Below are 17,921 nucleotides of genomic sequence, written 5' to 3' on the forward strand. Positions count from 1 at the left end.
GGGCGCTTTTGGGCTGCTGGCGAGGGTGGTTGTCCGCATGCGGACAGGGCCAAGTGTTCGGATCCGGACAGTGCGCGGCCACTGCGAAAAAACGGCGGAAACCCATGCTCCGCAAGGCTATCCGTGCTGCTAGAATGCGCCACATGGCCCACACCACAGCACACATCCTGATCCTCGACGACGACACCGACGTGGCCTGCGCCGCCCAGCTTTTGCTGCGCCGCCGCTACGGCACCGTCGCCACCCTGAACGATCCCGCCGGGCTGCCCGCCTATCTCGCGCGCGGCGTGCCGGACGTGGTGCTGCTCGATTTTAATTTCACTCCCGGCCGTATCGACGGCGCGGAAGGCCTTGCGCTGCTGGACACGCTGCGCGCCGAACGCTGTGCCGTGATCGCGCTGACGGCCTATGCCGACGTGCCGCTCGCGGTGGAGGCGCTCAAGCGCGGCGCGTGCGACTTCATCACCAAGCCGTGGGACAACGCGCGCCTGGTGGCCGCTGTGGACGCCGCACTGGCGCGCCGCGCGGCCGAAGTGCCCGCCCGCGCGCCGTCGCAGTCGTCCGACGACGCCACCGCCGCCCTGATGGGCGACTCGCCCGCCATGCGCAGCGTGAAAGCCATGATCGCCAGCGTTGGCCCCACCGGCGCCAACGTGATGGTGCTGGGCGAAAACGGCGTCGGCAAAGAACTTGTGGCGCGCGCCATCCATTTGTCCTCGCAGCGCGCCGGCGGCACCTTCCTGGCGGTGGACATGGGCGCCTTGCCCGAGTCCACCTTTGAAAGCGAATTGTTCGGCCACCGCAAAGGCTCGTTCACCGACGCCAAGGCCGACCGCGCCGGACGCTTCCAGGCCGCGCGCGGCGGTTCGCTGTTCCTCGACGAAATCGGCAACATGCCGCTGGCCGCGCAAGCCAAGCTGCTGACGGTGCTGGAACGGCGCGAAGTGACGCCGATCGGCGCCGACAAGCCGGAAGCGATCGACGTGCGCATCATCAGCGCCACCAACCTGGACGAAGTGCGGCTGTTCGATCCAGCCGAATTCCGTCCCGACCTGCTGTTCCGGCTCAACACCATCGTGATCCGCGTGCCGCCGCTGCGCGAACGGCGAGAAGACATACCCGGCCTGCTGCGGCACTATCTGGACGCCTACGAGCGCCAGTACCAGCGCCCCGCGCGCGCCTTGTCGTCCGCCGCGCTGGCCTGGCTGGAGGCCTATCCGTGGCCGGGCAACGTGCGCGCGCTGCGCCACGCCTGCGAGCGCGCCGTCATCCTCGGCAGCGACAGCGAATACCTGGCCGCAGACTTCGGCCTCGCAGCACCCGCCGAGAGTACTGCGGCGGGCGGCGCTGCGATGCCGGCGCCAGCATCGGCGCTCATGCCTGTCCTCGCGCCATCCTCAGCGAGCGACGACCTGACCCTGAACGCGCTCGAACGGGACGCCATCTCTGCCGCGCTGGCCGCCGCCAAGGGCAACATCAGCCATACCGCCCGCATGCTGGGCGTGAGCCGCGCCGCGCTATACCGCAAGCTGGGCAAGCATGGCATCTGAACGGCCACGCCAAGCTTCCACCTATGTAGCCTACGCCTGCGTGGCCGCGCTCATGGCGCTGAGCTATGCCGCCGCCGGCACCGCCGGGTCGCCGCGCCTGCAAGTGCTGTGCGTGCTCGCCGCCGTTGTTCCCGCCTGGCTGCTCCAGCGACGCCTGTCCTTCAAAGCCCAGGTAGCGCAAGCCGCGCCTGCGGCAGAGATGCCTGCGGTGGCAGCGGGCATGCCGTGGTCGCTCACGCCGGACCGGCGCGCACTGCTCGACGCGGCGCAGTTGCTGGAAGCGCGCCTCGAACACGCCCCGATCGCGCTGTTCTCCATCGCCGCCCTGAGCGGCCCCGGTGCGCTGACGCCGCTCAACGCCAGCGCGCGCCGCCTGCTTGCGCCGGGCCGCGCCAGCGATCCCCTGCAGCTGGCCGACGTGCTGGCCGCGCAGACGGCCGAGCGCCGCGAACTGGTGAGCTTTGAAACGGAACGCGGCACCGAGCGCGCCCTGGCCTCCGTTACAGCGCTGACAGTGCAGGGCGCTGGCCAGCGCCTGGCCGCGCTGATGCCGGTGGAAAGCGAACTGGAAGCGGAAGCGATGAACGCCTGGCGCCAGCTGGTGCAGGTGCTCACCCACGAGATCATGAATTCGCTCACGCCGGTGGCGTCGCTGTCGCGCACCGCCTGCGACCTGCTGGCCGAAGTGCAGGCCGACCTGGCGCCCGACGTCAGCGGCGACCTGGGCACCGCGCTGGACGCCATCGCCCGCCGCGCCGCCAGCCTGGTGGAGTTCGTGGCCAGCTACCGCAGCCTGTCCAGCGTACCGCAGGCGCAGCCCGAGCTGGTGCACCTGGGCGAGCTGTTCGCGCGCCTGTCCATGCTGATGGCGCCGCAATGGCTGGCGCGCGGCGGCCGCGCCGTCTTCTCCGTCGAACCGGCCTCGCTGGACGTGATGGTGGACCCAGGCCAGCTGGAACAGGCCCTGATCAATTTGCTGAAGAACGCGGCCGAAGCCACCGCCGCCACGCTGCAGCCGGAAGTGCAGCTGAGCGCGCGCCTGAGCCGCGGCGGACGGCTGCGCATCGAAGTGGCCGACAACGGCCCCGGCGTGCCGCAGGAGCTGGCCGCGCAAGTGTTCACGCCGTTTTTCTCGACCAAGAAACAGGGGCGCGGCATCGGCCTCGCCATGGTGCGCCACCTGGTGCACGCCAACGGCGGTATGGTGCGCTACGCCAAACCGGTAGGCGCCGGCGCACGCTTCATCATCGCGTTTTAAGCCCGGCGTTTTAGCGCAGCATATCGATGTGCATGATGCCGTCTTCGTCATACGGTTCGCTCACGCGGACGAAGCCGAAGCTGCTGTAGAATTTTTCCAGGTAGAGCTGGGCGCCGATGCGGATGCGGTGGCCGGGATGCAGCGCTTCGGCGCGGCGTATGCCTTCGTCCAGCAACTGGCGGCCAATGCCGCTGCCGCGCGCGGATGTTGCCGTCAAAACGCGGCCGAGGGACATTTCAGGGAATTTCACGCCGGGCGCTATGCAGCGCAGATAGGCCGCCAGCTGGCGTTTGCCGTCAACCGCATGCCAGGCCATCAAGTGATGCGCCGCCTGGTCGTAGCCGTCGAGGTCGGGATACAGGCACTTCTGTTCCAGCACGAAGACCTCTTGCCGCTGGCGCATCACTTCATACAGGTCTTCGCGTGGAAGGTGTTCAAACTCAAGCCATTGCCACTCAATCATGGTTGCCTCTACAGGGATAGAAGCAACCATTGTAGGGGCTTTATTCATAGTGCGGCAGGGTACCGGCTTTGATGGCCTGGGCCAGTTCGGCGCGCACTTCCTGGCGGGTTTTGCCCGGTGCGGCGGTGGTGAAGCTGGCTGGATAGGCTTCGCCGTTCAGGATCTGGCCGTTGCGCAGCGCGGCGACGGTTTCTGCTTTCACTTCGGCGCGGGTGCGGGTGGACACGGCGCTGATGTTGGCCTGGTAGCCTTCGCCGCTGTTCACGGGGTCGGCGGCATAGGCGCTCGAGGTCAGGGCGATGACGGCGGCGGCGACGGACAGGATGGATGCTTTCATGATATTGCTCCTAAGTTTAGTTACTATCGATTAAATCGTGCACTACTTTTTTGGTGGACTTCCAGGCCGCCGCTACCGCCTTGGCGGTAGCAGCAAACCGTGCTTAGACGATGGTCAGCGTTACGTCGATGTTGCCGCGGGTGGCGTTCGAGTAAGGGCAGACGATGTGGGCGGCGGCGACCAGTTTTTCAGCGGTGGCGCGGTCCAGGCCCGGCAGCGAGATTTTCAGTTCCACTTCGATGCCGAAGCCGGTTTCGATGGCGCCGATACCGACGGTGCCTTCCACCGACACGTCCGCAGGCACGGCGATCTTGTCGCGGCCGCCGACGAATTTCATGGCGCCCAGGAAGCAAGCCGAGTAGCCGGCGGCGAACAGCTGTTCAGGATTGGTGCCCACCGCACCGGCGCCGCCCAGTTCTTTCGGGGTGGTCAGTTTGACGTCCAGCACGCCGTCGGAGGAGACAGCACGGCCTTCGCGGCCACCGGTTGCTTTAGCGTTTGCGCGGTACAGAACTTGTTTGATCGACATGATGATTTCCTTTGCTGTGGGTTAATTTAAGTTGCTTGCTACTAAGTAGCGCACTATATTTTTGCTGCTCTTCGCTGTGTTTGCAGCGCCGATGTGTGTACTTTATATCGTGCACTACAGAATAGCAAGCGATATTTTTAAAATTTTTTGAATGGGCCGAATTGGTCCAAGGGGAATGTTCTTTTGAAATGAAGTCGCGAACAACGAAAAATAGTCGAGAACAAGCACTGATGACTCCAGCGCACAGAAATCTGGAGGATTGGCGAGCCCAGCTTCGTCCCTTATCAGGCCCCGTCCTCAACTGGTTGCCTGGTGAAAGTCTCTACATGTTGATTTGTGTCGAAAATTGACCCAGTTTCCCCAGTAATTTGCAAACGAATCTGACCTACGTTTGAAGCACAATCCACCTGTCTCATCGGCAGGAGAACGGAGTGATCGACGTGGCATTGCTAGGCATAATTCGACGCTGGCACTTGCGTGACCAGGTCCCCCTCAGGGAGATCGCCAGGCGACTGGGCATCTCGAGGAACACCGTCCGACGCTATCTGCGCTCGGAAATCACTGAGCCCTCCTATGCGGAGCGGCGAGCGTCCAGCGCGCTGGACAAATACTCATTGCAGTTGTCGGGGTGGCTCAAGGCCGAAACGGTCAAGCCGCGCAAGCAGCGACGCAATTTGAAGCAGATCCACGAGGACCTGAAAGAGCTGGGTTACGAGGGGTCATACGACCGCGTGGCGGCGTTCGCCAGGCAGGATCTTGTGGCCGAGCATTTCGCGGCCTTGGTCATATGTCATCGACTTGCGCATCGCCGCCGGCTGGCGATTGAGCACTGCAGAGAAGCTGTCGACAACGGAGCGCGTGCCCGAGTTGTCCATCTTGGCCAGTACCACGAAGCGGGTCGTGCGCTCAACGAGCGTACCGACCGAGGAAAGGTTGCCCTCGCCCTTGATGAGGTCACCTTCCCAGTGCTGCGGAATCAGGCGGTCCTCGATCTCCGGCGGCCGTATATGGATGCTTCGCATATCCTTGATTTGGCCGCGCCCGTCGACGCCCCTGCTGCGCGGTTTGCGCGCTTGGTTGTGATGGCGCAGGCAGGCGATCATCTCGCGCTTGAGTTCGCCTCGCGGGTGCAGGTAGATCGCGTTGTAGATCGTCCCGTGAGAGACCGTTTTGTCGGATTCGTCGGGCCACATGAGGCGCAGTATGTTCGCAATTTGCTGCGGCGACCAGAGCTCCGTCAAATAATGCCGGACGACCATAAACAAAACGCTGTCGGGATGCAACTTGGTGGCGCGGCGCGGCGCAACGCGGCGGGCGCCGCGCTGCAAATGAGCAAGATTGGCATCGTAAGCGCCGGTTCCGGGCGGCGCGCGCCTAATCTCCCGACTGATTGAACTGGGGGCGCGGCCAAGGCGTTTAGCGATGGAACGGATGCTGCACTGGTCGTCGCGCATGAGCATGACCACCGCACGATCTTGTGGAGTTAGGTGAAAATAGTTTCTCGGCATGGCAGCACCTTACAGCAAGTGGGTGTTGCACTTGGTTCTTGAGAACGCCGTGGTTTGAGCTGGCGGAGACTGTCCGTGACCTCGTAGTTCCCGCCAACGTAAAAAACGATCTAGAAATAGTGCAGCGGAGAGAGTTTCCCGTTCACGTTCCGGCAGCCATACTCTGAAGGGAAGACCTGGTTGCTTTTGAGCCATGTCTCCGACGCGAATCCAGGCAATGGTGCACTGATCGCCACTTTAATCATTGGGTACTTAACTTCAATGACGGGACCGCAGAAGGTGTCTTCTCCAACTTTCAACGTTTTGCGGAAAGACTCAAGCCGCGCAGCTTCTTTTGCAAGAGCAAGGCGCCTCTGCTCGTTTGCAATCTTCTCCTGTTTAATACGTTCCTTCTCGGCAACTATTTCTTGCGCCAGACGCTCTTTCTCTGCTGCTTCAATTTGCTTGAGTTTCGCCTCATATGCAGGCCGCAATTTGATCCTGTCAGCCTCCAGACTTGCCGCGAAATCCCGATATTGATCATCATAGTACTGCTTGATGGCTGCACCATTACTAGATTCAAACGCTACAAGATCTTGCTTGATTTCCAGCTGCGGGATAACAAATTTGCTCGGTGAAAAAGAATACGAATTCACCTCGATCCCAACATTAACGTAGTCACGTAACGCCTCACGTTCCTTTTTTACCGCCCCGTTAAGCCAAGCCAATTGGTCAAGATTGGTCTTATTAAGATTGTCAAACACTTTTGATGCGTTAACCTGAAACTTAAAAAAATCCTCTTTGCTGGAAAAACCCGAGTTTTTTATCCCTGTTTCTTGGGCCTTCATGAACTCTTCATGATTAAACTCAACCCATTTTTTAGTCTCAGTTTTCGTCGCCTGGCCAAGTAAAAGAAGGGGCGATGCAACAACCAGGAATGGCAATGCAAGCACGCCCCCCGCGACCGCCTTCGCATTTTCACCGGCAGCGCTCCCACCCCTGCTTTCTATGTTCCGCCGTTCATCCGGCGTCTTTCCATAAAAGCTTGACAGTGTATTTACGTAGACGAAGCTATTTTCATTGTTCCTGTATTTTTCACAACCATCTGATTTCGTTGCGCTATTTATTACGCATTCAAACCTTTTCGTGTCGAACGCTGGATCCAAGTTACTGGCTTTGAACGGCCAGGAAGAAAGAAGAAACCCCTTCTCCGAAGATGGTGCAGGAGGAGTCATGGAAAAATTGCTTGCGATCTTGAAGGTATTGCCATCACGCTCAAGCTGGGCATACAAATCTGCGGCAACAGACTGCGATGCATAGGCTGCCGAGATCAATGCTAAGCCAAGGTTTAAAAAAAATTTGTTCTTCTTCAGGGACATTTTATTTTCTTCTTTAATCATTATTTAACCTTGTTGTAAAAAATATCGATCAGATTTTTTCAGGCGTGAAGTAGAGAGGTTCACCGCATTGCGCACAATTATGGACACGCATATAAGTTTGCTTCATCAAATTTGTCACCCGCAGTTTATCCCCACCACAGTGACGGCAACTCACTCTGCCATTGGCGTGCGCATGGCCAGGGAAGGTGGAACGATACCAGACGTAGGAATGTTTGGCCCAGTGCTGTTTCAAGCGACGATTGCTGCCGGGTCCGGCAATAATTTCATTCACGATATTAAACACGATGAGCACAGGAATATTTCCAATGAAGCTCAAAAAGATACCGCTAAAAATATAATCTACCCATTTAATGGGTGTGGCACTATTCATGGTTTCTACGTAGATATAGAAAAAAACTAGGAGCGGAACGATTAAAAATATATATAATGATTTTCCACTCATGCTATTGCGCATTTCAGGAATTTTATACTCGCTGTCCATCATTGATTATGCCTCATTAAAAAACTCAGTAATTTCGTATATCGCCTGCTGTCGCTTTTTACCATCGCAGCCGCCATGCGACAAAGGTGACAGGCGCAACTTATTGCTTTTTGTTCCCACATGCGACTGACGCTATTTTGTCAATTATCTTCTGACCATTTGCATTCCAAGTGCCAGACTCTTCAGGAAGATAAAGAGTATACGTTCCTTGATGAGAATCGCATCCTTGGATAATTCCATTCCGAACCGTAGACTGTCCAACCCCATCCCAATTAACGGTTAACAGATGAAAGATCTTCGAATATTTGCTGCCTGGCTGCACAAAAAGACCTAGCTCTATAGTCACATCCTTAGCCGGATGTTTTTCGACATTAGTTACCCAAATCCAAGAATTTTTGAATTCAGAAAAAGATGGCTCGGCCGCTACAGCGAACAAGCCAATCGATGAAATAATAGAAAAGGCGAGTATAGATTTCAAAATAGTCACCCCGTTGATTTATAGTATGTACAGCACTTTCCCACTGATGCGATTGCGCATTTCAGGTATCTTGCACTCAGTATTCTGCATTGACTGCTCCCCTTAAAAGTATGTGCACATCTTGCCGCCGCATGCGCCCCATCACAGCTAACATCTGACCAAAGCGGGGAATCCGGGAATGAATCCCTGCTTTATGGTCACTAACCCATATTAGAGCGCGATGACGACTCGGGCCTCGACGCCGCCACCGGCGCGCTCGGCCAAGGTGAACACTGCCTGTCCGGCATACAATCCTTGTAAGCGTGTACGCACACTAACCAGACCCAATCCCGTTCCGACCGTGGCGGCATCGGACCGCAAGCCAACACCCGTGTCGCTTACACAGAGCACCATCTGCCGCTGTGCGCCTTCCTGCACGATCTGGGCTAACACCCTCACAGAAACCGGACCAGGCTTAGGCTCAACGCCATGCTTGATGGCGTTCTCCACCAGGGTTTGCACAATCAGCGGCGGGAAAGGCAGACCGGCCAGCTTCGACTCCATTTCGACCTCAACCTGCAACCGCTGCCCCATGCGGATGCGCATGATGTCCAGATAGGCGCGCACCGACGCCAGTTCGCTGCCCAGCGTGTTGGCGTCGCGGCGCGCGCCTGGCACGGCTGCCCTCAGATAAGTAATCAGGTTGCCTGTCATGTCGGCCGCCTCGTCGGGACTCTTCCGGGCCAGGAACTGCACATGCGCCAATGTATTCCAAAGAAAATGCGGCTCGATCTGGGCGCGCAGCACGGCCATTTCCGCCTGCAGTAACTGATGATCGCGCTCGGCGATCTCGGCACGCGCCTCGGCCTGATCAAGCTTGCGCTGCACTAGCGCACCAATACTGGCATTCACGGCCAACAATATGCCTAGACCGAGCGCGAGATAGATGATGGTGTCGGTCGCACGATCGCCCAGCATGAAGCGGCTGGTCAGCGAGACCGGCAGGAACGACGCCGCAGCCACCAGCACAAACAGAAAGGTGGCGCCCAACGCCATCTCCATCGACTTGGCCAGCGCGGCCCAGGCGGCCTGACGCAGCGGCGCGTGAGCACGCTGCAAGCCGGCAATCCCCAAAAACAGCAGACTGGAGCAAGCTATCCCCAGCGCCATCCCCCAAGTCGAAATGCCATTGCCAAAGGCGATATTGGTCAACCATTCCAGGCCTGCAAAGACCACGCAGACAACGGCTGCCATGACCGCCAGCGCCACGCGGTGAAAACGGGAGAGCAAAAACATTTACATCGCCCGGAACAAATGGTGATTTGGCTGCGACACCTTGAGGCGCTCGCCGACTCCCTTGAGCTCAAGCTCCATGGTCTCGCCGTGACGATGGACGGCATGGATGAAGCGGCGGTTGACGACTGTGCCCCGATGGGTCTGCACAAACAGCGCGGAATCAAGCTGCTCACTGAGTTGCTTGAGCGAAAAGCGAATGATGCCGTCCACGTTTTCGCCCACCACCCGGGTGTACTTCAGATCGGACTCGAAAAAGCACACCTCATCGATATGCAGCATGCGCACCTGCTGCCCCACCGCCACCTGCAACCATTGCAGCCGGGACACGGCCTGTGTCATCGTGCTCAAGCTGGCCAGCGATTCAGCCAGGCGCGCCAGGTCGACCGTTGCCGCAGGCTGCAAGGTGCGGAGTCTGGCGACCAATTTCGCCAGGCGCCCCGCTTCAACCGGCTTAAGCAGATAATCCAAGGCCTGCACTTCGAAGGCTTCGACGGCGTGTGCGTCAAAGGCGGTCACGAACACCACGCGGGTGTCGGCCGTCTTGCCACTGGCCACCTCCAGCCCGGTCATACCCGGCATGCGAATGTCGAGGAAAGCAAAGGTAGGTTTGAGCGCGTGGATCAAGGCGGTAGCGGCGAGGCCATCTTCAGCCTCGCCCACAATCCGCAGCTCCGGCCACAAGGCGTTAAGCTGTTCGCGCAACATCTCCCGCATGTGGGGTTCGTCATCGGCAATGATGGCTGTTTGGATCATGTAGAATTTGGTAATTGCTATTGGGCAATGGTAAGCGATATATTATGAATTTCCAATCGTTAAGTTTCAGCCAATTCCCGGCACGGTCAGGACATAGACGCCCGCCTGGCTACTCAGACGATTGAAACTCCAGTTGGTACCGAGATCGTTGACGCTCGCGGCCGCGCAATCCCATTGCTGCGATGTGGGTGCGAGATAGCAGATCGACGCGCCCGCCGTACTTGCCATGCGGCTCTTCGCCATGACGAAGAACACGGTGGCATTGGCCGGGCTGAAGTTGCTGACCAATTCGAAACCATCGAACACCGCTCCCGGCACACGTTCGACCGGAACCGCGCTTGCCCATTTACTGCGCCAGGCCAGCGTGTACCCGCCCTTCGGGATCGGCGTGAGCTTGCCCAGGCTGGCCACGCAGGCAACCGATTTCGGCGCCAGGGCAGGCTGGAAAGCGATACCCATTTTCCAGGCTGGCTCGATATAGGCCGCCTTGAGGACCGTGTCCTTGGCGCCGCGGTAATCATGAATATCCACTTGCAGGCGTTGCGCTGGCCCGGTCGGATTGATATACCCTGCCGGCGACACAATGGCATTAACGTCGTAGTCGGTGGGACCGGAATGTGTCGGCCAGGTGACTTCAAAGCTATCGGCCGACGCGCCACTGCCACCTGGCTCCTGGCTGCCGCAATAAGCCAAGGTAGCCGCATAGGCCGCCACATCGCTCGCGGCCACCCCGGCCTGTTGCTGCTCCGGACCGCCAGCACCGCCGCCGCAACCCGGCAGCAAAGTTGCCGTGGCGACCAGAATCAGTGCAGAGCAGCAAAGGGGCAGGCATTGCTGTGAATTTTTCATGGATACCTCGTGTGGTTGATGATGGCCTCATCGTGACCGCAAGGCTCCGTGCCGTCATCCGGATTGCGACGAACCCGGGTTTATCCAGAATGAAACGGGTCACCTGCGGAAGCAAAGACGACAACTAAATTCTTTACAGCAAGTAATAGTGCTGCTACTGTCGCCATTCTTCTTGATCACAGTCCCCATGCGCATAACGGAACTCTACGCAGGCCTCCTCGCAACATTCAGCCTGGTCGCAACCATTCTTCCCTCCTCTGCCGCAGCCGTGGATGAGGACCTGCCTCCCGCCCAGCGGCAGCAGGCGATGCGCTTGCTGGAGTACGAAAGCCTGCTGGGCAGTACGCTACCCTTCGACACTGCGTCGTGCATGGACGACTTGCTGGCCAACCGCTGGCCGCGTGCGGACCAGCCATCGCCGCAGCAGTGGCGGCACATGCTCAGTCAGGCCAGGGAGGCGCAGGAACAATGCGTGACCTCGCCTGCCGAGACCAGCCGCGCAGCCAAGGCCATCCGCCAGGCGATGGAAAAGCAAGTGGCGCATCAACGTGCCCTTGAAGCCCGTCTCGCGCAGTTGCGGACCTGCGCCGGCCTGCCCCCGTCCGCACCCGTGCCGGCATCATGCCAGGCCTTGCGCCGTCCGGAGGTGACTCCGCCGGCGCAATGGGAACGCATTGCACGCGCCATCAAGATGGGCCAGCAGTGAAGGCAGACCAAGCCCGCTCCGTGCATCGCGGCCGTCGCCGCTGGCTACAAGCGGCTTGCACTCTAGCAGCAGCCCCGGCACTGGCATCGGCCAAGGAGCGGGAAGAGCTCGGCGGCATGCAGGCAAGACTGGCGCAATTGGTCAGACCCGCTCGCTTGCATCTCAAGGCCGGCCGCTACAGCGAAGCGGAGGCGCTGCTGGCGCAGGCAAACGCCCTGATTGAACAAGATCCTGAAGCATACTGGCCATTCCGGCCGTATGTATTGCCGCCCTACGCACTCAGCCTGCTGCGACAAGAGCGCGCGGTGGCAGCGGTCTCCATGCTGGAACAAGCTTTGCGGGCCAGGGATCGCATTGTCACCGAATGCATGCCGCGCTTTTGCGAACTGCAGTCGTCCCAGGACGAGAAGATGGGCATGGAAATCATGCGGGTCGAGTATGGCAGGGAACTGACCGCCATAATCCGGACCAGCATGACCATACGCACCGGCGAAGACCTGGCAATGCACGCTGCCATGGAAATGACCGAGCTCTGGATTCTGTTGGCAGCGGCCATGCGGGCGGGCGGCATGACCGCGCCACTGATCCAGCTATACACGCAGCGCGTGGTGGACATGTCGCCCGCACCAAGCAATCTGCCATTGCTGGTCGCCCACGAATATCGCTTGTACGCTTTTGGCCAGGCCTTGGGCCAAGCAGGCGCTCACGAAGCTGCCAGTGATGCGTGGCGTCGTGCGCTGGATGCGAATACCAGCCGTCTGCGCCTACTGCAACGGAAAGGCGCACCGCACTCGGTCTTTGCCGCGTGCACCATGCGGCGCGTCCTGCTGTCATCGCGCTTGCTTGCCGAGCATGCCAATGGGCAGCTCAACCAGCGAGCCGAAGACAAGCTGCTGACTATCCTGCAAACCAAGTCAGCCGGGCGACGCTATCGGGAAGCAGCGCAGGCGGGCATCGCCACACAGAGCCCCATCACCGCCGAGCTGCTTCAGACATTGGAAGACGCGCTGGCAAACACCCCGGCAACGGTCACCGATGTACAGCCATTTCTTCGGCTACTGGCTCAGCATGACCTCATATCGAGCTCGGCCATGTGGATGCTTCCGCCCGAGCAGTTGGGGGTATTGGACGCAGACCGTACACGTCTCGAAGCGATGCAATCGCAACTGGCCGGATCGGCAGCGATTGGATTCATGCTGCTCACTGACAGCCCCGGAATCAACGGCAGGCCAGGTCAACGCTACTATCTGCGCTATTGTGTCACCGCCCAGGAAACTCAACTGGACATGCTGGACCAGCAGGAAGTGATCGAGCGCCTGGTCCATACCTGCCGTACCGATTTTCTGCGCGGCGCGAGCCAGTCGCGCGCGGCAGCAGCACTGTCCCTGAAATTACTGGATGGGTTGGCGCCATCAGTACAAGACGCTGAGGAGTGGCTGATCGAAGCAGACGGCGCCCTGCATCTGCTGCCTTTCGACGCCTTGCCCGATCAGGACGGAAAGCCGCTGCTCTGCACGCACAAATTCCGGGTACTCACGTCGCTCTGGCAATTGCTCGAAACACGGTTGCCGCCGACCATGCGCCGACCCGCCGTCCTCATTGCTGATCCCGACTATCAACAGGGCCAAGGCCCGGCAAAGCCGGATATCTCCCTGCGCTGGGCAAGTGGGGCGATCGCGCTCGGTCCGGTTGCGGCCCTGCCGGAGACCCGTGCGGAAGTCCGCCAAGCCGCACGGGCACTCGGCCAGATCGGCATTCCCAGCGAAGTATTGCTGGGCAAGCGCGCCACGGCGCAGACTCTGTCTCAGGTCCGCCAGCCAGCCGTACTGCATATCGCCTCACATGCCGTTCTACGCTCAGCACTGGACGGCGGCGCTGGCGCCGGCAGCAACGCCGAAGGGGCGATGGATCTTCTGCTGCCGGGACGCCAGTCCGGCTTGGTCCTCTCACGCGACGGCCGGCCAGACGTCATGTTGGCAAAGGATGTCGCGCGGCTGCGCTTGCAGGGAACGGCTCTGGTGGTTCTGTCGGCGTGCAACACCGCCAATGGTGACATCGCCGCAGGCGAAGGCATCGCCAGCCTGCGCAGTGCGGTGGAAATGGCGGGTGCCCATAGCGCAGTGACGGCACTGTGGCAGGTCCCCAGTGCTCCGACCAGCAGCTTGATGGCGGCGTTTTATCAGCGTCTGGCACATGGTGACTCATGCGGCGCCGCGCTGCGCGCCGCCAAACTGGGGGCGTACTCCAAGGGCGCGCCAGCGCGCGAGTGGGCAGGCTTTCAGCTTAGTGGCGCAGACCGCGCCCTCAATGCGAAATTATAGCGAGGGGAACTGAAATGCAAAAATGGCAGCCACAGGGTTTGACCTGCTAACTAACTTGGTACGAAACCGGACTGGAGTCTGGTGTTAGAAATTGTTCTGCAAACTGCTTCGGCCGACCGTTCGCTCGTTTGGCAACGACGCCACTAGCGTTCCGCGCCGCGCAATGCACGAGATCTGCCAGTTGTTCGCGACTATATTTGGCCAGAACATCAATGGCAAAAAATTCCAGCGACAGGGGGCATTTCGAAGCCAGCGTCAACAAACCGGGGGACATCATCAGCTGCGCACGAGTATTTCCTGGGACAGCCAATGCTGCAGGAACCCCGCCAGCGCCAGCATCGTGGCATCCGCATCGGCCGGCGGCTGGCAAACGGCGCCGCACATGGCGCCAAATGCCAGGCCATCGGCGAGCCCATGCAAGGCCCTGGTCTCGAGCGCAGTCAGTGAACGGAAATGCGGCTGGCCGGACTGGCGCCATACCAGCCAGTGTGTTGGCGTGGCAAGCTGCTGCGGCTCAGGGGCGTCCAGCCCGGCGGCCATGGCCTGCCATAGCGCGACGGCGTTCCACTCGAACGCCACGATCTGAAGCGAGGGATGCAGGGCCAAGACCAGTTCGCCCCATTGTTCCGGCGCCACTGCCGCCAGGTCCGCGTGTGTCAGCGCGGTTGCATCCGCAGCGTCGAAGGCCAGTCCCAGCGCCCACTCGAGGCGTGCCAGTTCGGCGATAAAAGGGTATTCCCGATACAGTTGCGCCGCGTGGTCAGCCAGTCCGCCGCCAAACCAGCGCAAATTGCGATGGACCGAAGGGTGCGTCGTCAGATAGGTGTCGGCCAGCTCGGAGAACATCTCATCGCCGATGTAGGACCAGGTCTTGTCGTAGGCCTCGCACAGCGCTTCGCGCAAGCGGCCCCGATAGGCTCGGTGATAAATCGCCAGTCGCTCGGTCGCCGATAAACCAGACCCTGCGTTTATAGCGGCGGCGATTTCCGGCGCCCCTGCGTTCGGCGGCGCATTGAGTATGTAGTCTTGAAATTGATGCTGTAGCGTTTGCAGCGCACTCATGCAGCCTCCTGCTCGGCAAGCACCGCGCAGCCCAGCTGGCGGGCACGCTGCAGCTCGGTGACCAGTTCGGGCAGCGGGGGAATGTTGTCGTCGCGCTCTATCATCGTGGCAACGCGTCCGAAGCGGCGCAGCGCATCGGCGTAGAGCGCCCACACGGCCTCGGCGACGGCCTGGTCGTGCGTGTCGATGATGCAGCCCTGCTGCGCGCTATGTCCTGCCAGGTGAATCTGCTGAACCCTGTTTGCGGGGAGCGCGCGCAAATATACTTGCGGATCAAAGCCGTGATTGACACTGCTGACATAGATGTTGTTGACGTCCAGAAGGATCAGGCTGTCGGACTCTTCGGCCACGGTCGCAACGAAATCCCATTCCTGAAGACTGTCCGCTGCGTAGGACAGATAGCTGGACACGTTTTCCAGCAGTAGCGGACGTTCCAGAAAGTCCTGTACGCGGCGCACATTGGCCACCACGGTGGCCACGGCCTCGTCCGTGTAGGGCAAGGGCAGCAGGTCGTGCAAGTTGTTGCCGTGGATGCCGGTCCAGCACAAGTGGTCCGAGACCCACAATGGTTGCACACGATCGATGAGTTGCTTCAGGGCGCGCAAATAGTCGTCCGATGGTCCTTGCGGGCTACCGATCGACATCGACACGCCGTGCATCGCCAGCGGGTAATCCTGGCGGATACGGTCCAGCATGGCGAGCGGCTTGCCGCCAGGTACCAAGTAGTTCTCGGACAAGATTTCGAACCAGTCCACGCCGCTTTCCGCCGGTGCCGTGCCGACGATGGCGTGGTAATGGGCGGGGCGCAAGCCCAGGCCGTAGCCTGGTGACGGCTGTAGCAAAGGGAGGGGCATGGCGTTCGGCTCGTGAGGGGGATAGGCGCCGGGACCAGCCCGGCGCATGACACTAGCGGTCAATCGGGATTACTTGTCCAGGTCGACGATCTTGCCTTTGGCGGCCAAGCAGGCGCCGGCTTTGGTGGCTTTGAAGCCGTGGCCCTTGCAGCTATTTTGGCCTTTGCAGGCATTTGTCGCAGTCGCGCAGTCGCTCTGGCCCTTGCAACTGTTGATGCCTGCGCAATGCACGGTGTCGTCGGCGCTGATGCTGCTGGTGGCGGCGATTGCCGATGCGGACATGGCCATGGTGGCGACGGTAGCGGCCAATGCTGCAAACGATTTGATCGATGAGTTCATACTATGCTCCAGGATATTGGTTTAGTGTGGTGATCCGTCAGGGCCCTGACTCACTACGATAGTCGGGCCGGGATGGCTAATCCTTACATGCTGCGAAAAAAATAATTTCATCACGCGCCTATCCGATGGGCGGGCGGCAGCCGCTGCCCACGATCACCCAGATCGAATGCGCTGACAGAGGACGAGAGTGAATTGGCTTCGTTCAGCATGCGCTGCGCGGAGACGGCGGCCTTGTCGACCAACGCGGCGTTTTGCTGGGTTATCTGGTCCATTTGCGCAATGGCCGCATTGACGGAGTCAATTTCCATGCTTTGCGCCCGGCTGGCTGCCGTAATGTCGGACATGATGTCCGTCACCTGATGCACAGACACCACGATCAGCTCCATGGTGTGGCCGGCCTTGTCAACCAGCTCGCTGCCATCGTCGACGCGGCGAACCGAGTCATCAATCAGCCCTTTGATTTCTTTTGCTGCAACGGCGGAGCGCTGGGCCAGTCCTCTGACTTCGGCTGCCACCACGGCAAATCCGCGTCCTTGTTCGCCTGCGCGGGCTGCCTCGACTGCCGCATTCAGCGCCAGGATGTTAGTCTGGAAGGCAATGCTATCGATCACGTTGATAATATCCACGATCTTGCTGGAACTGGATTTGATTGCGCCCATGGTGCTCACCACCTGCGCAACCAGATTGCCGCCCTGCTTGGCGACCGACGAAGCACTGATGGCCAGCTCATTGGCGCGGGCGGCATTGTCGGCGTTCTGTTTCACTGTCGCCGTTACCTGCTCGATGGAGCGCACCGTTTCCTCCAGCGAGCTCGCTTGCAGCTCGGTGCGGCCGGACAAGTGCAGATTGCCTTCAGCAATCTCGGTGGAGCTTGCGGTGATGCGTATCGTGCTTTGCCGCACTTCGCTCACGGTCTGCACCAGACTGTGATTCATCTCTCCGAGCGCGCCCAGCAATTGCCCCATCTCGTCTTGCGAGCGCACGGTGATATCGGTCGCCAAATTTCCGTTCGCCACGGCCTTGGCAATCGATACGGCATGGCCCAGTGGCCGCGTAATGGATGCGGTAATCCACATGGCGAGCGCCAGCGACACCAGCAAGGCCGTGCCACCGATCGCCAGCATCACCTGGCGCGAAAAATCGACACTGCTGGCGGCCTGCTGACCGCCAGCGGTAATCTGGGCCTGGTGCAAAGCGACCATCTTCTTGATTAAATCGAGCAGGGCGTCGAGGCGAGGAAAGGTCTCGCTATTCATGCGTGCGGAGGCGTTTGCCAGCGCATCTCCTTCCACCAGGTCGGCAACTTCCAGGAAGGAAGTCGTATAGGCGGTGCGGGCGGCCTGGATTTCCTTGATCAACGCCTTCTCTTCGGGCGAACTGGCCTGCTGTTCCAGCGTTAGCAGGGCTGCGTCGATGATCAGCTTGTCCCGGTCTATCTGCTGGTAACTCTTGGTCCGCTGCTCACGGTCGGTCAGTATGAACAACGCCAGGGTTCGGCGCGCGTCCTCGCGGGCGGCCGAGTCGATGCTGCTGGCCGCAGCCGCGCCCGGCCAATCGCGCTCCACAATGCCGCGTATGCTGGCGCTAATCGTGTTGAACTGGCCGATGCCGACAAAGATCATGACAGACATGAGCAGGAGCAGCACACCGAATCCGGCCCCGAGGCGATGCTTAATTTTCAAGTTTGAAGGTGTCATTTTACGCCGTGCCTGTGAGGGAGATCTTGCTTGGTCAAACGGCTAGAGGATTCCTTACAGAAATTCTGTCACGGTTCGCCGG

17 protein-coding genes and 2 pseudogenes are annotated in these 17,921 nt (G+C 60.0%); 5 read left to right on the forward strand and 14 right to left on the reverse strand.

Translation table 11 applies throughout. The annotated features are described in order from the left end of the window. Positions 1 to 143: 143 nt before the first annotated feature. Complete coding sequence (locus tag KT882_RS02165) at positions 144 to 1,550, forward strand: sigma-54-dependent transcriptional regulator (RefSeq protein WP_228894231.1); 1,407 nt, start codon at positions 144 to 146, stop codon at positions 1,548 to 1,550. Then, on the forward strand, positions 1,540 to 2,808 hold the full coding sequence (locus tag KT882_RS02170) for a sensor histidine kinase (protein WP_228894232.1): 1,269 nt from the start codon (positions 1,540 to 1,542) through the stop codon (positions 2,806 to 2,808). Before KT882_RS02165 ends, KT882_RS02170 begins: the two co-directional genes overlap by 11 nt. A gap of 10 nt (positions 2,809 to 2,818) precedes the next feature. Here the strand turns inward: KT882_RS02170 and KT882_RS02175 are convergent, their stop codons facing one another. From KT882_RS02175 to KT882_RS02185, 3 genes are all read right to left on the reverse strand, one after another. Then, entirely contained in the window at positions 2,819 to 3,271 is a 453-nt protein-coding gene (locus tag KT882_RS02175) for a GNAT family N-acetyltransferase (RefSeq protein ID WP_161070159.1), read from the reverse strand. Between the two features lie 40 nt (positions 3,272 to 3,311). After that, positions 3,312 to 3,608 (reverse strand): DUF4148 domain-containing protein, encoded by a 297-nt coding sequence (locus KT882_RS02180; protein WP_161070464.1) that lies wholly within the window; start codon positions 3,606 to 3,608, stop codon positions 3,312 to 3,314. A 103-nt stretch (positions 3,609 to 3,711) separates the two neighbouring features. Continuing rightward, entirely contained in the window at positions 3,712 to 4,137 is a 426-nt protein-coding gene (locus tag KT882_RS02185) for an organic hydroperoxide resistance protein (protein ID WP_161070158.1), read from the reverse strand. 431 nt (positions 4,138 to 4,568) lie between these two features. Between KT882_RS02185 and KT882_RS02190 the strand changes: the two are divergent. Next, a pseudogene (locus KT882_RS02190) lies at positions 4,569 to 4,886 on the forward strand (helix-turn-helix domain-containing protein); the annotation flags it as partial. Here KT882_RS02190 and KT882_RS02195 read toward each other — a convergent pair. The 7 genes and pseudogenes from KT882_RS02195 to KT882_RS02225 form a co-directional block, all read right to left on the reverse strand. Next, positions 4,887 to 5,645, reverse strand: a pseudogene (locus KT882_RS02195) (IS30 family transposase); the annotation flags it as partial. Positions 5,646 to 5,755: 110 nt separating this feature from the next. Beyond that, positions 5,756 to 7,024 carry a hypothetical protein gene (locus KT882_RS02200; protein ID WP_228894234.1) on the reverse strand — a complete coding sequence of 423 codons (1,269 nt, stop codon included), beginning with the start codon at positions 7,022 to 7,024 and terminating at the stop codon, positions 5,756 to 5,758. Between the two features lie 28 nt (positions 7,025 to 7,052). Further along, positions 7,053 to 7,508 carry a hypothetical protein gene (locus tag KT882_RS02205; RefSeq protein ID WP_161070156.1) on the reverse strand — a complete coding sequence of 152 codons (456 nt, stop codon included), beginning with the start codon at positions 7,506 to 7,508 and terminating at the stop codon, positions 7,053 to 7,055. 97 nt (positions 7,509 to 7,605) lie between these two features. Next, a complete protein-coding gene (locus KT882_RS02210) occupies positions 7,606 to 7,983 on the reverse strand; it encodes a hypothetical protein (RefSeq protein WP_228894235.1) in 378 nt (125 codons plus the stop codon). Between the two features lie 210 nt (positions 7,984 to 8,193). Further along, a complete protein-coding gene (locus tag KT882_RS02215; RefSeq protein ID WP_228894236.1) occupies positions 8,194 to 9,258 on the reverse strand; it encodes a sensor histidine kinase in 1,065 nt (354 codons plus the stop codon). Further along, on the reverse strand, positions 9,259 to 10,011 hold the full coding sequence (locus KT882_RS02220; RefSeq protein WP_187358562.1) for a LytR/AlgR family response regulator transcription factor: 753 nt from the start codon (positions 10,009 to 10,011) through the stop codon (positions 9,259 to 9,261). Between the two features lie 66 nt (positions 10,012 to 10,077). Further along, positions 10,078 to 10,860 (reverse strand): hypothetical protein, encoded by a 783-nt coding sequence (locus KT882_RS02225; protein ID WP_228894237.1) that lies wholly within the window; start codon positions 10,858 to 10,860, stop codon positions 10,078 to 10,080. A gap of 313 nt (positions 10,861 to 11,173) precedes the next feature. Between KT882_RS02225 and KT882_RS02230 the strand changes: the two genes are divergently transcribed. Together KT882_RS02230 and KT882_RS02235 are read left to right on the forward strand one after the other, a co-directional pair. Then, positions 11,174 to 11,566: a hypothetical protein gene (locus KT882_RS02230; protein WP_228894238.1), complete on the forward strand. Its 393-nt coding sequence runs from the start codon at positions 11,174 to 11,176 to the stop codon at positions 11,564 to 11,566. Further along, entirely contained in the window at positions 11,563 to 13,887 is a 2,325-nt protein-coding gene (locus KT882_RS02235; RefSeq protein ID WP_228894239.1) for a CHAT domain-containing protein, read from the forward strand. The genes KT882_RS02230 and KT882_RS02235 overlap by 4 nt, the downstream gene beginning before the upstream one ends. A 276-nt stretch (positions 13,888 to 14,163) precedes the next feature. On the opposite strand, the gene KT882_RS02240 is transcribed toward KT882_RS02235, so the two are convergent. From KT882_RS02240 to KT882_RS02255, 4 genes are all read right to left on the reverse strand, one after another. After that, positions 14,164 to 14,949 carry an HvfC/BufC N-terminal domain-containing protein gene (locus KT882_RS02240; RefSeq protein ID WP_228894240.1) on the reverse strand — a complete coding sequence of 262 codons (786 nt, stop codon included), beginning with the start codon at positions 14,947 to 14,949 and terminating at the stop codon, positions 14,164 to 14,166. After that, entirely contained in the window at positions 14,946 to 15,803 is an 858-nt protein-coding gene (gene bufB / locus KT882_RS02245; protein ID WP_161070150.1) for an MNIO family bufferin maturase, read from the reverse strand. Before bufB ends, KT882_RS02240 begins: the two co-directional genes overlap by 4 nt. Before the next feature lie 69 nt (positions 15,804 to 15,872). After that, a complete protein-coding gene (gene bufA2 / locus KT882_RS02250; protein WP_161070149.1) occupies positions 15,873 to 16,142 on the reverse strand; it encodes a BufA2 family periplasmic bufferin-type metallophore in 270 nt (89 codons plus the stop codon). Between the two features lie 110 nt (positions 16,143 to 16,252). Then, entirely contained in the window at positions 16,253 to 17,839 is a 1,587-nt protein-coding gene (locus KT882_RS02255; protein ID WP_321170314.1) for a methyl-accepting chemotaxis protein, read from the reverse strand. Positions 17,840 to 17,921 lie beyond the last annotated feature (82 nt).

The sequence above is a fragment of the Pseudoduganella aquatica genome, assembly GCF_020865585.1.
GTDB lineage: Bacteria > Pseudomonadota > Gammaproteobacteria > Burkholderiales > Burkholderiaceae_D > Rugamonas > Rugamonas aquatica_A.

What these genes read in the sequence shown, in the direction of transcription:
- KT882_RS02175 (WP_161070159.1), bottom strand. Translation starts at nt 3,271, where the DNA reads ATGATTGAGTGGCAATGGCTTGAGTTTGAACACCTTCCACGCGAAGAC.
- KT882_RS02165 (WP_228894231.1), top strand. Translation starts at nt 144, where the DNA reads ATGGCCCACACCACAGCACACATCCTGATCCTCGACGACGACACCGAC.
- KT882_RS02240 (WP_228894240.1), bottom strand. Translation starts at nt 14,949, where the DNA reads ATGAGTGCGCTGCAAACGCTACAGCATCAATTTCAAGACTACATACTC.
- KT882_RS02220 (WP_187358562.1), bottom strand. Translation starts at nt 10,011, where the DNA reads ATGATCCAAACAGCCATCATTGCCGATGACGAACCCCACATGCGGGAG.
- KT882_RS02170 (WP_228894232.1), top strand. Translation starts at nt 1,540, where the DNA reads ATGGCATCTGAACGGCCACGCCAAGCTTCCACCTATGTAGCCTACGCC.
- KT882_RS02255 (WP_321170314.1), bottom strand. Translation starts at nt 17,839, where the DNA reads ATGACACCTTCAAACTTGAAAATTAAGCATCGCCTCGGGGCCGGATTC.
- KT882_RS02205 (WP_161070156.1), bottom strand. Translation starts at nt 7,508, where the DNA reads ATGATGGACAGCGAGTATAAAATTCCTGAAATGCGCAATAGCATGAGT.
- KT882_RS02200 (WP_228894234.1), bottom strand. Translation starts at nt 7,024, where the DNA reads ATGATTAAAGAAGAAAATAAAATGTCCCTGAAGAAGAACAAATTTTTT.
- KT882_RS02215 (WP_228894236.1), bottom strand. Translation starts at nt 9,258, where the DNA reads ATGTTTTTGCTCTCCCGTTTTCACCGCGTGGCGCTGGCGGTCATGGCA.
- bufB (WP_161070150.1), bottom strand. Translation starts at nt 15,803, where the DNA reads ATGCCCCTCCCTTTGCTACAGCCGTCACCAGGCTACGGCCTGGGCTTG.
- KT882_RS02180 (WP_161070464.1), bottom strand. Translation starts at nt 3,608, where the DNA reads ATGAAAGCATCCATCCTGTCCGTCGCCGCCGCCGTCATCGCCCTGACC.
- KT882_RS02185 (WP_161070158.1), bottom strand. Translation starts at nt 4,137, where the DNA reads ATGTCGATCAAACAAGTTCTGTACCGCGCAAACGCTAAAGCAACCGGT.
- bufA2 (WP_161070149.1), bottom strand. Translation starts at nt 16,142, where the DNA reads ATGAACTCATCGATCAAATCGTTTGCAGCATTGGCCGCTACCGTCGCC.
- KT882_RS02225 (WP_228894237.1), bottom strand. Translation starts at nt 10,860, where the DNA reads ATGAAAAATTCACAGCAATGCCTGCCCCTTTGCTGCTCTGCACTGATT.